The organism is Synechococcus sp. BA-120 BA3 (genome assembly GCF_034931285.1).
In the GTDB taxonomy this organism is placed as follows: Bacteria; Cyanobacteriota; Cyanobacteriia; order PCC-6307; family Cyanobiaceae; genus Cyanobium.
Map to the genome: position 1 here is coordinate 16119 of NZ_JAYGHZ010000257.1, position 11930 is coordinate 28048.

Consider the following 11930-nt stretch of genomic DNA (forward strand, 5'->3'; position numbering starts at 1 on the left):
TCAGCCGGGGATGAAATGGCGCAGGCGCCGCGCCTCGGCCCCCGCCCGGGCCTGCAGCTCCTCGTCGCTGAGGCCGGCCTCGGCCCGCTGCTGGGCAGCGATCACGTCGGCCTCGTCGACGGTGTAGCCGGCGCCGCGGGCCAGGGCCAGGAAGGCCGCCAGATCAGGGGGATCGGCCGGGTCGTGGAGGCGGCGATCGAGGGCGGCATCGGTCTTCGCGTGGGCCAGGAAGGCATCCAGCTGGTCGAGGCTCATGGGACCGGCATCGGGGCCATCCCTCTCTAGCGGTCCGTCGGGTCGTCTGCCGGGTCGTCCGTCGTGGCGGCCAGCAGATCGAGCTGGACGGCGGCCGGCGGACCCGCCTCCAGCTTCACCGCCTCCCAAGGCGCCGGGTCCCAGGGGGCCATCAGGGGTTCCAGGGCCCGCAGGGCCGGGCCATCGACGGACTCCAGCCAGGCCTGCTCGAGCCCGTCGGGGATCACCACCGGCATGCGGTCGTGCACCCGGACCAGCAGATCGTTGGGGGCGGTGGTGAGCACGACGCAGGTCTCGAGCTCACCACCGTCAGCGCCGAGCCAGCGGTCCCAGAGCCCGCCGAGCCAGAAGGGGCGCCGATCCCGGCGACGGAACAGCCAGGGCTGCTTGACCACACGGCCGTCCACCGTCCTCGCCTGCCATTCGTAGAAGCCATCGGCGGGGATCAGGGCCCGGCGGTGGCGCCAGGCGCCGCGGAAGAAGGGTTTCTCCCCCACCGTCTCGCTGCGGGCGTTGATGGGGCGGCGGCGGGCGCCGGGATCGGGGCACCAGTCCGGCACCAGCCCCCACAGGGCCAGGGCCACTTCCAGCTGCCCATGTTCCTGGCGCTGCAGCAGCACCGGCTCCCCCGGCCGCACCTGGGGTCGGGGGGCGTAATGGTCCTCCAGCCCCGGCGGCAGCGGGCCCTTCAGCCGGGGCAGCAGCCGGTCGAGGCTGGTGGCCAGGGAGTAGCGGCCGCACATGGGGGGTGGGGAGCCGAGGGGGCGGGGCGTTCGGTTCTCCCGACCGGGGGTGGGAACGGCGGGTGACGACCAGACCTAGCTTGGGCCCATTCGACGTTGTGCGCAGCATGGCCATCCGTCAGGACGACAACCGCCCCACCCGGCGATTCGGACTCGTCAACCTGCTCCTGATCGGCTTCGGTGTGCTGCTGCTGTTCAGCAACTTCCTGCCCAACCCCGCCACCCAGGTGCCCCGGGTGCCCTACTCCCTGTTCATCGACCAGGTGAACGACGACAACGTCAAACGGGCCTACATCACCCAGGACCAGATCCGCTACGAGCTCACCAAGCCCCCGGAGGAGGGCGCCCCCACGGTGCTCTCCACCACGCCGATCTTCGACATGGACCTGCCCCAGCGGCTGGAGCAGCACGGGGTCGAGTTCGCCGCGGCGCCGCCGAAGCGGCCCAGCTTCATCACCACGGCCCTGAGCTGGGTGGTGCCGCCGTTGATCTTCATCCTGGTGCTGCAGTTCTTCGCCCGCCGCAGCGGCATGGGCGGGGGCGCCCAGGGGGCCCTGAGCTTCACCAAGTCGAAGGCCAAGGTCTATGTGCCCGATGAGGAGTCCCGTGTCACCTTCGCCGATGTGGCCGGCGTCGACGAAGCCAAGACCGAGCTCACCGAGATCGTCGACTTCCTCAAGACGCCCCAGCGCTACATGGACATCGGCGCCCGCATCCCCAAGGGTGTGCTGCTGGTGGGTCCGCCCGGCACCGGCAAGACCCTGCTCTCCAAGGCCGTGGCCGGGGAAGCCAGCGTGCCTTTCTTCATCATCTCCGGCTCCGAATTCGTTGAGCTGTTCGTGGGGGCCGGCGCCGCCCGGGTGCGCGACCTGTTTGAGGAGGCCAAGAAGAAAGCGCCCTGCATCATCTTCATCGACGAACTCGATGCCATCGGCAAGAGCCGCTCGGGTTCGATGGGTGTGGTGGGCGGCAACGACGAGCGGGAGCAGACCCTCAACCAGCTGCTCACCGAGATGGACGGCTTCACCGCCCAGGACAAGCCGGTGATCGTCCTGGCAGCCACCAACCAGCCGGAAACCCTCGATGCTGCGCTGCTGCGTCCGGGCCGCTTCGACCGCCAGGTGCTGGTGGACCGTCCGGACCTTTCCGGCCGCAAGATGATCCTCGACATCTACGGCAAGAAGGTGAAGCTCGCCGAAGGCGTGGATCTCGACAAGATCGCCCAGGCCACCAGTGGCTTCGCCGGCGCCGACCTGGCCAACCTGGTGAATGAGGCGGCCCTGCTGGCGGCCCGGGCCTACCGCACCACCGTGGAGCAGGCCGACCTCAACGAAGCCATCGAACGGGTGGTGGCTGGCCTCGAGAAGAAGAGCCGGGTGCTGCAGCCCGACGAGAAGAAGGTGGTGGCTTACCACGAAGTGGGCCACGCGATCGTGGGCCACCTGATGCCCGGCGGCAGCAAGGTAGCGAAGATCTCGATCGTGCCCCGGGGCATGGCGGCCCTCGGCTACACCCTGCAGCTGCCCACCGAGGAGCGCTTCCTCAATTCCAAGGAAGATCTTGAAGGTCAGATCGCCACCCTGCTGGGTGGGCGGTCCGCCGAGGAGGTGGTTTTCGGTGAGGTCACCACCGGCGCCGCCAACGACCTGCAGCGGGCCACCGACATCGCCGAGCAGATGATCGGCACCTACGGCATGAGTGAAACCCTCGGCCCCCTCGCCTACGACAAGCAGGGCGGCAGCCGCTTCCTCGGGGGGAATTCCAACCCCCGCCGGGCCGTCAGCGATGCCACCGCCCTGGAAATCGACAAGGAGGTGCGCGGGCTGGTGGACCGGGCCCACGAACGGGCCCTGGCGATCCTGCACCACAACCGCGAGCTGCTGGAGACCATCTCCCACAAGATCCTCGAGAAGGAGGTGATCGAAGGCGACGAGCTCAAGCAGCTGCTCGCCTCCAGCCAGCTGCCCGATGCGGCGGTGCTGGAGGGAGCGGCGGCCTGAGGGGTTCTGCCGTCCGGCGTGCCCTGTAAGGGAACGGACCGTAGATTCCCCTTCGAGACCTGCGGCAATCCAGGGTGATGGACGACACCGATCCATCCCCACTCGCCGAAACCCACTGGGCACGACACCTGGTTCCAGCGGCCCTGACGGGGCTGCTGATCCTCTTCTGCCTCAGCCTGGCGGGCCAGGGTCTGACAACGGCCTACTCCTACTGGTCGGATGAGCTCTGGTCCGTGGCCGCCAGCAGCTCCGACTGGGGCGTGCTGTTCCGGGACTGGCTGATCCCCGACGTCCATCCCCCCCTGTATCAGATCCTGCTGAAGCTCTGGATCGGGAGCTTCGGCACCGGGGAGCCTGCCACCCGCAGCCTCAGCTTTCTGATCGCCGCCCTGGGACTGGTGGTGGCGGCATTGTGCAGCTCAGGGCGAGGTGCGGGCCGGCGCCTGTTCACGGTGGCCTTCCTGGGCACCAGCCCCGCCTTTCTCTTCTATGCCCAGGAGACCCGCAGCTATGCCCTCTCGCTGACCCTCTCGACGCTGATGCTGGGCACGGCCCTGCTGCTGCGCCAGCGAACAGGACGCCACGAGACCGCCCTGCGCTGGGGGTTCACGATCTCCTGTCTGCTGCTGTCCCTCACCCACTACTTCTCCCTGATCTTCGTGCTGGTGGTGCTGGCGGTGGTCACCGCCGAGGGAACGGTCTTCCGATCGCGGACCGCTGCCATCCCCCTGCTGCTGCTCCTGCTGCTGTGGCCGCTCCTCCACGGCCTGCTGAGCCCCCCCACGGAGAATCTGACCCGCATCGACTGGATCGCGGTCAGGCCCGTCAGCGGCACGATCACCCAGTTCATGGCTGGAACGCTGCCGCTGCTCGATCCGCGGCAGGGTCTGCGAGGCCTGCTGATCCTGCTCGCCCTCGTCGGCGGCATCGGAGCCGCCACCTTCCCCCTGTTCACCCGCGGAGCCTCCAGCCCCAGGCCACCCGCCACGGGTGAGGCCCGCTTCCTCCTGACGGTGATCACGGCCTTCCTGGCAGTCATTCTGGCAATCGATCCGTTCCGGCCCCTGTCGCAGAGCCGCTACTACATCGTGGTGCTGCCCGCCCTGGCCTACCTGGTGGGAACCGGCTGGGAACTCACCGTGAGCCTGGGCCGGGTTCGTCGTGTCGCCCTGGCCAGCCTGCTCTGCGCTGCACTGCTGCTGCAACTGCGGATCGGCACCGAGCACCTGGCCATCAAGCAAGGACCCCTGGAGAACTACAAGCTCCTGGCCAGCTTCTTGGCCAAAAGCGATCTCTGCCGGAAGGGCGAGGGATGCTGGTCCAGCGGATGGTTCCCGGAGGCGCTCAGGGGCACCTATTTCAGCTCCCGCGAGCTGATGGCGTTCGATCCCGGCACGCCGCTGGCCCAGACGCGGCTGGATCGTCCGCTGCTCGGCTTCCGCAGGGCCTACCCGAAGCTGAAGGGCCTCATCGCCAACAACCCCGCCCTGGCCTGCTGGGAGGCACCTGGGTCCTGGAAGACCACATCCTTCATCCTGCTGCCCCGCACCAGCCCGGCGCAGCCGGCGCGCCACGGGATGCGCCCCTGCCCTTGATGTGGAGGGCCTGAATCAGGTCTAATGTCCCGGCACTGGTCTCCTGCAGCGGTGTGATGGTGGTCGGGACAGAGCCTTCGGGGCCCCCAGCCGCCACCCGACCGCTCCAGCGCCCTCCCCGGCGGCTTGTCACCGCCGTCCTGATCCTCTGCTGTCTCGGGTTCGCCGGGCAGGGGCTGACCACGGCCTATTCCTACTGGTCCGATGAGATCTGGTCGGTGGCCGCCAGCAGCGCCGACTGGGGCGTGCTGTTCCGGGACTGGCTGCTCCCCGACACCCATCCCCCGCTCTATCAGGTCCTGCTGAAGCTCTGGATCGGGGTCTTCGGCCCAGGGGAGACCGCCACCCGCAGCCTCAGCTTTCTGATCGCCGCCCTGGGCCTTGTGGCCGCGGCCCTGGGCAGTTCCGGGCGCGGTGCAGGCCGGCGCCTGTTCACGGTGGCCTTCCTGGGCACCAGCCCCTCCTTCCTCTTCTATGCCCAGTAGGCGCGCAGCTACGCCCTCTCGCTCACACTCTCGACGCTGATGCTGGGCACGGCCCTCCTGCTGCGTCAGGGCACGGAACGCCACGGGGCCGCCCTGCGCTGGGGATTCAGGCTCGCCTGCGTGCTGCTGTCCCTGACGCACTACTTCTCGCTGCTGTTCGTGCTGGTGGTGCTGGCGGTGAGCGCCGCCGATGGGCAGGTGCTGCGGCGACGGCGGGAGGCGGCCGTCCTCGGGCTGCTGCTGCTGCTGCCGCCCCTCGGCCATGCGTTGGCCAGCTCGATCGGCAACAAGCTCGAACGGATCGACTGGATCGAGGTAGAGCCGGTCATCGGCACCCTGATGCAGTTCAGCCGCGGCCTGCTTCCCCTGCTGGACCTCCACCAGGGACCGCTGGCCCAACTGGGCCTGATCGGACTGGCGGTGGGGATCGGCTGTGCCATCGGCTCCTGGCGGAACCTGCGCCGCTTCCTGGTGGAGCCGACCCAGCAGCTGCCCCAGTCCCTGGGGGAGGCCCGCTACCTGCTGCTGGTGATCGGCCTGTTCATGGCACTGATGCTGGTGATCGATCCGATCAAGCCCATGACCCAGGCCCGTTACACCATCGTGGTTCTGCCGGCCGTGGCCTACCTGGTGGGCACGGGCTGGGAGCTGACTGCCGGCCTGGGCCGCTTCCGCCGCACCGCCCTGGCCGTCCTGCTGGCCGCCGTGCTGCTGCTGCAGCTGCAGATCGGCCAGAGGGTGCTGGCGGACAAACGGGCACCGCTGCAGGACTATCGGGCCATGGCGGCCTTCGTGAACAGCACCGGCGTCTGCACCGGCGGCTGCTGGAGCGCGGGCTGGCCCCCTGGAGCCCTGATGGGCACGTACTTCCATCCCGGCCAGCTGCGGGATCTCGAGGAACGCGACCCACCGGCCCTCCAGTCCCTGGACCAACCCTTTCTGGGGTTCCAGGGCCAACGGGAACGGATCCAGGAACTGAGCGCCGCCAACCCCGCCATGGCCTGCTGGGAAGCGCCGGGAGCCTGGCGGTCGGCACCCTTCATCCTGCTGCCCCGCACCAGCCCGGCGCAGCCCGCGCGCCACGGCCTGCGCCCCTGCCCTTGACGTGGGGGGGGTCGATCTCGCATAAGGGTTCTTTGGGACGTGGGCCATGGTGTCCCCCTCAGCCCCGCTCGCCGCCCTGAGGGGCCGCGATCTGCTCTCCTCGGCCGACCTCGACGGTCCCCAGACCTTCGCCCTGCTGGAGCTGGCCCGCCAGCTGAAGAGCGGCGAGCGCCGCATCGACCTGGCCGGCCGGGTGCTGGGGCTGATCTTCTCCAAGGCCTCCACCCGCACCCGGGTGAGCTTCATCGTGGCGATGGCCCGGCTCGGCGGTCAGACAATCGACCTCAACCCGGCCGTCACCCAGGTGGGCCGGGGCGAGCCGATCGCCGACACGGCCCGGGTGCTGAGCCGCTACTGCGATGCCCTGGCGATCCGCACCTTCGCCCAGGAGGACCTGGTCGACTACGCCCACTGGGCCTCGATCCCGGTGATCAACGCCCTCACCGACCTGGAGCACCCCTGCCAGGCCCTGGCCGATGCCCTGACGATCCAGGAACGCTTCGGCCACGGCCCCGCCGACCTCCACGGCCTCACCCTGGCCTACGTGGGCGATGGCAACAACATGGCCCACTCGCTGATGCTCGTCGGCGCCCTGCTGGGGATGGACGTGCGCATCGGCAGCCCCGACGGCTTCGCCCCCAGCCCGGCGGTGGTAGAGCAGGCCCGGGCCCTCGCCGGCGGGCGGAGCGCGATCACCGTGCTGCAGGACCCGGTGGCGACGGCCCGGGGGGCCCATGTCCTGTATACCGATGTGTGGGCCTCCATGGGGCAGGAGGAGGAGCAGGCCCAGCGGGAGCAGGCCTTCAGCGGCTGGTGCCTCGACGAGGACCTGCTGGCCGAGGCCGATCCGCGGGCGATCGTGCTGCACTGTCTCCCCGCCCACCGGGGCGAGGAGATCAGCGCCGGGGTGATCGAGGGGGCCGCCAGCCGGGTGTTCGACCAGGCGGAGAACCGCCTGCACGTGCAGCAGGCCCTGCTCGCCACCCTGCTGGGGGGCGTCAGCGACTGAAGGCACCGGCAGCGGTCTCCGGGGGGCGGCGGCAGGCCCGGCTCTGGACAAACCGCCCACGGGATGGCAGAAAGGGAGTGGTTCATCCGTACTGCCCGTGGTCGCCACCCACCAGGAGCTCACCGAGGCCCAGCGGCAGCTCTACGACTGGCTCGCCGACTACATCGGCAGCCACCGCCACAGCCCCTCGATCCGCCAGATGATGGAGGCCATGGGCCTGCGGTCGCCGGCGCCGATCCAGAGCCGCCTGCGCCACCTGCAGCAGAAGGGCTGGATCACCTGGCAGGAGGGCCAGGCCCGGACGCTGCAGCTGCTGGGCGAGAGCCACCCCGGCATCCCGGTGCTCGGGGCCGTGGCCGCCGGCGGCCTGGTGGAAACCTTCGACGACGTCCAGGAGCACCTCGATCTGGCTCCGGTGCTCGACACCCGCGGCCTGTTCGCCCTCACCGTCAACGGCGACTCGATGGTGGACGCCCACATCGCCGATGGCGACGTGGTGCTGATGGAGCCCGTGGCCGACCCCTCCCGGCTGCGGGAGGGCACGATCGTGAGCGCCCTGGTGCCCGGCAGCGGCACCACCCTCAAGCACTTCCACCGCCAGGGGGCCCAGGTGCGGCTGGAGGCCGCCAACCCCGCCTACGCGCCGATCCTGGTGCCCGCCGACCAGGTGAGCGTGCAGGGCCGCCTGGTGGCGGTCTGGCGTCAGGTCTGAAGGGATGGGGCCCGCACCACCACGTTGTAAGCTCCTCAAGCACCGGGCAACCGGCGCACCAATGGGGCCATAGCTCAGCTGGTAGAGCACCTGCATGGCATGCAGGGGGTCAGCGGTTCGAGTCCGCTTGGCTCCATTTTCTTGATCCAGGGCTCCCCTGGCACTTTCCTTATTGGGCCCCTCGGGGGCCTTGTTGCTGTGGTCAAGCTGGCTGAGCCGGCAATGGCCGGCGCTGGTGCTGCCGACAGGATGGCCCGATCCTCCCCGCTGCCCCTTGGCCACCCGCCCCCCCCGGGCCCCATGGCGGCGACGTCGGGCCGCCGGTCTTACGGCGGGCCTGGCGCTGCTCGTCCCGTCGATCCTCCCGTCCATCGTCAGGGGGCAGGGGATCGTGGAACCCCACAACAGCTCCCTGGCACCGATCGATCGCGAGGCCTTCCGCCAGCAGTACGGCCAGGAAGGCCTGTTCCGGCTGCGACTGGGGGTGGATGCGGCCGAGCTGCCTCCCAAAGCTGGAGCCGCTCCCCAGAGCTGCCCCGCCGCCACCTGGGCCAGCTCGCCGCAGAAGCAGCGCTACGACGCGGCGATGGGCCTGCGGAAGTTCTACGCCGCAGGCGAGGCCCTGGGGGAATGGCGGCGGCTCTGCCCCACCCGGCCCTGAGTCACTCACTGGCCGCCTTGGTGCGCATGGCCGCCTCCAGGCTCCTGATCTCCTCCGGCGACAGCTTGGGCCGATCCAGCTTGATGGTGAGCTTGTTGAGGTTCCCGGTGAAGCGGAACGGCGGCTTGTAGTCGGCGTCGTTGACGCCGGTGAGGGTGTCGGAGCCCACGTCGAAGCTCTCGTCCCACTGCAGGATCATCGGCAGGGTCTTGGCCATGGTTCTGGTGGCCACCGCCTTGCCGTCCACCTTGAGGGTGCCGGTGCCGGGGCGGCCGACGCCGCTGAAGTCGTTGAAGGCCAGGGTGCCGGCCCCCTTGCCGTCGTAGACGAAATCGAACGCCACCTTGTGTTTGCCAGGGGTGAGGGGCTCGGTGCCCTCCCACTTGAGGCGCTCCAGATCCACCATGTTCCAGACCCACACGGGCTTGCTGTTCTTCAGGTAGAAGCCGTAGCCGCCGAAGCGGCCACCGGAGGTGAGCAGCATGCCCTCGGCACCGCCGGCCGGCACCTCGATGTCGGCGCTGACGCTGTAGGAGGTGTTGAGCAGCAGGGGCGAATCCCCCTGGGGCAGGCCCACCATCGGATGGGTGTAGACGAACTCAGTGCGTCCGGCGGTGATGTTGGGCCTGGGGGCCACGATCCGCGCCGCCACCGAGGCATCGAGAGGGAACACCTGGTATTTGTTGGCCTCGGCGATGAAGGCCGCCTTCATCTCCTTCAGCTTGCCGGGGTTCTGGGCCGCCAGGTCGGTGGTCTGGCTGAAGTCAGTGTTGAGGTTGTAGAGCTCCAGGGTCTGGTTGTTGAGCGGATCGGGGTTGGCCGGGCCGAAGGCGTCCCAGGGGGCCCGGTTCACCTTGGTGCTCAGCAGCCAGCCCTCATTGTAGAGCGCCCACTGGCCCATCATCTCGAAGTATTGGGTCTTGTGGCGCGATGGCGCCTTGGCGTTCTTGCTGTCGAAGGTATACACAAAGCTGGTGCCCTCGATCGGCCTCTGGGGGATCCCATCCACCACCTCGGGCGCCCGCAACCCCGCCGCCTCCAGGATCGTGGGCACCACGTCGATGACGTGCACGAACTGCTCCCGCAGACCGCCCCTGTCCTTGATGCGCGCCGGCCACGACACCACCATGTTCTGGTTCACCCCGCCAAGCCGGGAGGCGTTCTGCTTGAACCAGCTGAAGGGGGTGTCGAAGGCCCAGCTCCAGCCCGCCGACATGTGGTTGTAGGTGAGATCGGTGCCCCACACGTCGTAGAACTTCATCTGCACCTCGACGGGCAGCTTGTTGAGGCCGTTGAAGAAGGCCACTTCATTGGGGGTGCCCAGGGGCCCGCCTTCGGCACTGGTGCCGTTGTCGCCGTTGATGTAGATGATCAGCGTGTTGTCGAGCTTGCCAAGGTCATCGAACTGCTGGATCACCCGCCCAATTTCGTAATCGCTGTAGGCCGCATAGGCGGCGAACACCTCCACCTGGCGGATGAACAGTTTCTGGGCCTCCGGGCTCAATTTGTCCCAGGGCGTGATCACATCGGCGGGCCAGGGGTCAAGCTTGGCGTCCTCGGGAATAACGCCGAGTTTCTTCTGGTTGGCGAAGATGCGCTCCCTCAGCTTCTCGTAGCCGTCATCAAAGAGATGCATGGCATGGATCCGATCCACCCACTCCTTGGTGGGGTGGTGGGGCGCGTGCGTGGCCCCGGGGGCGTACTTGATGAACAGCGGCTTGCTGGGGTTGATCTGGTGCATCCGCGCCATGTAGTCGATGGCGTCATCGGCCATCTCGGTCACCAGGTTCCAGGTGCCGGGCTCCTTGCCCTCGAAGGGATAGATCTGGGTGGTGTTGCGGAACAGGTTGGGCTGCCACTGGTTGGCGTCCCCACCGACGAAGCCGTAGAAGTACTCGAAGCCCATGCCCGTGGGCCACTGGTCGAAGGGCCCGCTCTGGCTGGCCTGGAACGCCGGCACGTTGTGGTCCTTGCCGAACCAGGCGGTGCTGTAGCCGTTGTCCTTGAGCAGACGGCCGATCGTGGCCTTGTCCCGCTCGATGATGCTGTTGTACCCGGGAAAGCCCGTCGACTGCTCAGAGATCACCCCGAAGCCGGCCGAGTGATGGTTGCGGCCGGTGATCAGGGCGGCCCGGGTGGGGGAGCACAGCGCCGTGGAGAACGTGCGGTTGTACCGGAGGCCCGCCTTGGCGACGCGGTCCATGGCCGGGGTGGGGATCACGCCGCCGAAGGTGCTGGGCACGCCGAAACCGGCATCGTCGGTGATGATCAGCAGCACGTTGGGCGCGCTCTGCGGTGGCGTGATCCGGGGCGCCCACCAGGGTTTCGATTGCTGGGCGCCGTCCTTGATCACCCCACCGAAGGGGGGCGCCGGGGCCGGCAACTGGGTGCCGGAGATCGTGGTGGTGGCATTGGGGGCTCCCGGGGTGCCGGTGATCCGCTGGGCCAGGGCCGGCACGGCCCTGAACGACCAGACCACCAGGGCCAGGGCCAGGCACCCTGGAACCAGGCGCCGCAGGAGGCGGCCGACCGCGACGCCGAGGTGGGTCAGGGGACGCTCAGCCATGGGTGGTCAGGGCGGGGGAAACGAGTCGGAAACCGATGTGGGAGGTGCCGGTGTCGGGGCTTTCGGCCTCCCGCGCCGCCGGCCGGTAGCGGCTGCAGTAGTTGGGGGCGCACAGGAAGGAGCCCCCCTTGATGACGTGCTTGGCCACCCCGGGCTCCCGCGGATCGCTGCTGGCGGCAGGATCGGCCAGCACCGGGTCGTCCTGGCCGGCGAGGTGATCGTGGCCGGGCCGGTACCAGTCCGCCGTCCACTCCCAGACATTGCCCGTCATGTCCCGGAGTCCATAGCCATTGGGGGGGAAGCTGCCCACCGGAGCGGTGCCGGTGAAGCCATCGTCAGCGGAGTTGCTGACGGGAAACTCCCCCTGCCAGGTGTTGGCCAGGCCGGGGCGCCAGGTGTTGCCCCAGCTGAAGGCCCGATCCCGCAGGCCGCCCCGGGCGGCGAACTCCCACTGGGCCTCGCTGGGGAGGGCGGCGCCGGCCCAGGCCGCGTAGGCCTCCGCATCCGCCAGCGACACCTGCACCACCGGATGGTCGAGCCGGTCGTCGATGGAACTGCCGGGGCCCTCGGGATGGCGCCAGTCGGCCCCGGGCACCCACTGCCACCAGCTGAGCTCCTCCAGGGGCTCGCCGGGGGAGGGGAGCCGGAACACCACCGAGCCCGGGCGTCGCTCGGCGGCGGAGAGCTGCGGGAACTGCTCCTGGGGCAGGGGCCGCTCCGCCTGGGTGCGGTAGCCGGTGGCGGCCACGAAGGCGGCGAAGGCGCGGTTGGTCACCTCCGTGCGGGCGATGCAGTAGGGC

11 protein-coding genes and 1 tRNA gene are annotated in these 11930 nt (G+C 69.2%); 8 read left to right on the forward strand and 4 right to left on the reverse strand.

The annotated features are described in order from the left end of the window. Positions 1-255 (reverse strand): Nif11-like leader peptide family RiPP precursor, encoded by a 255-nt coding sequence (locus VB737_RS09000; RefSeq protein WP_500312515.1) that lies wholly within the window; start codon positions 253-255, stop codon positions 1-3. A gap of 26 nt (positions 256-281) precedes the next feature. Next, positions 282-998: an SOS response-associated peptidase gene (locus tag VB737_RS09005; protein WP_500312516.1), complete on the reverse strand. Its 717-nt coding sequence runs from the start codon at positions 996-998 to the stop codon at positions 282-284. A gap of 107 nt (positions 999-1105) precedes the next feature. Between VB737_RS09005 and ftsH the strand changes: the two genes are divergently transcribed. The 8 genes from ftsH to VB737_RS09045 all read left to right on the forward strand — a co-directional run bounded on the left by ftsH (position 1106) and on the right by VB737_RS09045 (position 8564). Beyond that, positions 1106-2998 carry an ATP-dependent zinc metalloprotease FtsH gene (gene ftsH / locus VB737_RS09010; protein ID WP_323243523.1) on the forward strand — a complete coding sequence of 631 codons (1893 nt, stop codon included), beginning with the start codon at positions 1106-1108 and terminating at the stop codon, positions 2996-2998. A gap of 77 nt (positions 2999-3075) precedes the next feature. After that, entirely contained in the window at positions 3076-4593 is a 1518-nt protein-coding gene (locus VB737_RS09015) for a hypothetical protein (RefSeq protein WP_323243524.1), read from the forward strand. A 56-nt stretch (positions 4594-4649) separates the two neighbouring features. Continuing rightward, on the forward strand, positions 4650-5078 hold the full coding sequence (locus tag VB737_RS09020) for a hypothetical protein (protein ID WP_500312517.1): 429 nt from the start codon (positions 4650-4652) through the stop codon (positions 5076-5078). A 39-nt stretch (positions 5079-5117) separates the two neighbouring features. After that, positions 5118-6182 (forward strand): hypothetical protein, encoded by a 1065-nt coding sequence (locus tag VB737_RS09025; protein ID WP_500312518.1) that lies wholly within the window; start codon positions 5118-5120, stop codon positions 6180-6182. Positions 6183-6228: 46 nt separating this feature from the next. After that, complete coding sequence (gene argF, locus VB737_RS09030) at positions 6229-7191, forward strand: ornithine carbamoyltransferase (protein ID WP_323243526.1); 963 nt, start codon at positions 6229-6231, stop codon at positions 7189-7191. Positions 7192-7288: 97 nt separating this feature from the next. After that, positions 7289-7903, forward strand: coding sequence for a transcriptional repressor LexA (gene lexA / locus VB737_RS09035; protein WP_416238057.1), 615 nt, complete (start codon positions 7289-7291; stop codon positions 7901-7903). A 63-nt stretch (positions 7904-7966) separates the two neighbouring features. Beyond that, positions 7967-8039: transfer RNA gene (locus VB737_RS09040), tRNA-Ala, on the forward strand. Positions 8040-8177: 138 nt separating this feature from the next. Continuing rightward, positions 8178-8564 (forward strand): hypothetical protein, encoded by a 387-nt coding sequence (locus tag VB737_RS09045; protein ID WP_500312519.1) that lies wholly within the window; start codon positions 8178-8180, stop codon positions 8562-8564. Between the two features lies 1 nt (position 8565). Here VB737_RS09045 and VB737_RS09050 read toward each other — a convergent pair whose 3' ends face one another. Both VB737_RS09050 and VB737_RS09055 read right to left on the reverse strand, forming a co-directional pair. Further along, the gene (locus VB737_RS09050; protein ID WP_500312520.1) at positions 8566-11130 is read right to left on the reverse strand and encodes an arylsulfatase; all 2565 of its coding nucleotides are present in this window, start codon (positions 11128-11130) and stop codon (positions 8566-8568) included. Beyond that, the coding region (locus tag VB737_RS09055) for an SUMF1/EgtB/PvdO family nonheme iron enzyme (protein WP_500312521.1) at positions 11123-11930 on the reverse strand (808 nt) is incomplete at its 5' end. The genes VB737_RS09055 and VB737_RS09050, both read right to left, overlap by 8 nt.

What these genes read in the sequence shown, in the direction of transcription:
- VB737_RS09025 (WP_500312518.1), top strand. Translation starts at nt 5,118, where the DNA reads ATGCTGGGCACGGCCCTCCTGCTGCGTCAGGGCACGGAACGCCACGGG.
- VB737_RS09005 (WP_500312516.1), bottom strand. Translation starts at nt 998, where the DNA reads ATGTGCGGCCGCTACTCCCTGGCCACCAGCCTCGACCGGCTGCTGCCC.
- ftsH (WP_323243523.1), top strand. Translation starts at nt 1,106, where the DNA reads ATGGCCATCCGTCAGGACGACAACCGCCCCACCCGGCGATTCGGACTC.
- VB737_RS09020 (WP_500312517.1), top strand. Translation starts at nt 4,650, where the DNA reads ATGGTGGTCGGGACAGAGCCTTCGGGGCCCCCAGCCGCCACCCGACCG.
- VB737_RS09050 (WP_500312520.1), bottom strand. Translation starts at nt 11,130, where the DNA reads ATGGCTGAGCGTCCCCTGACCCACCTCGGCGTCGCGGTCGGCCGCCTC.
- VB737_RS09015 (WP_323243524.1), top strand. Translation starts at nt 3,076, where the DNA reads ATGGACGACACCGATCCATCCCCACTCGCCGAAACCCACTGGGCACGA.
- VB737_RS09000 (WP_500312515.1), bottom strand. Translation starts at nt 255, where the DNA reads ATGAGCCTCGACCAGCTGGATGCCTTCCTGGCCCACGCGAAGACCGAT.
- argF (WP_323243526.1), top strand. Translation starts at nt 6,229, where the DNA reads ATGGTGTCCCCCTCAGCCCCGCTCGCCGCCCTGAGGGGCCGCGATCTG.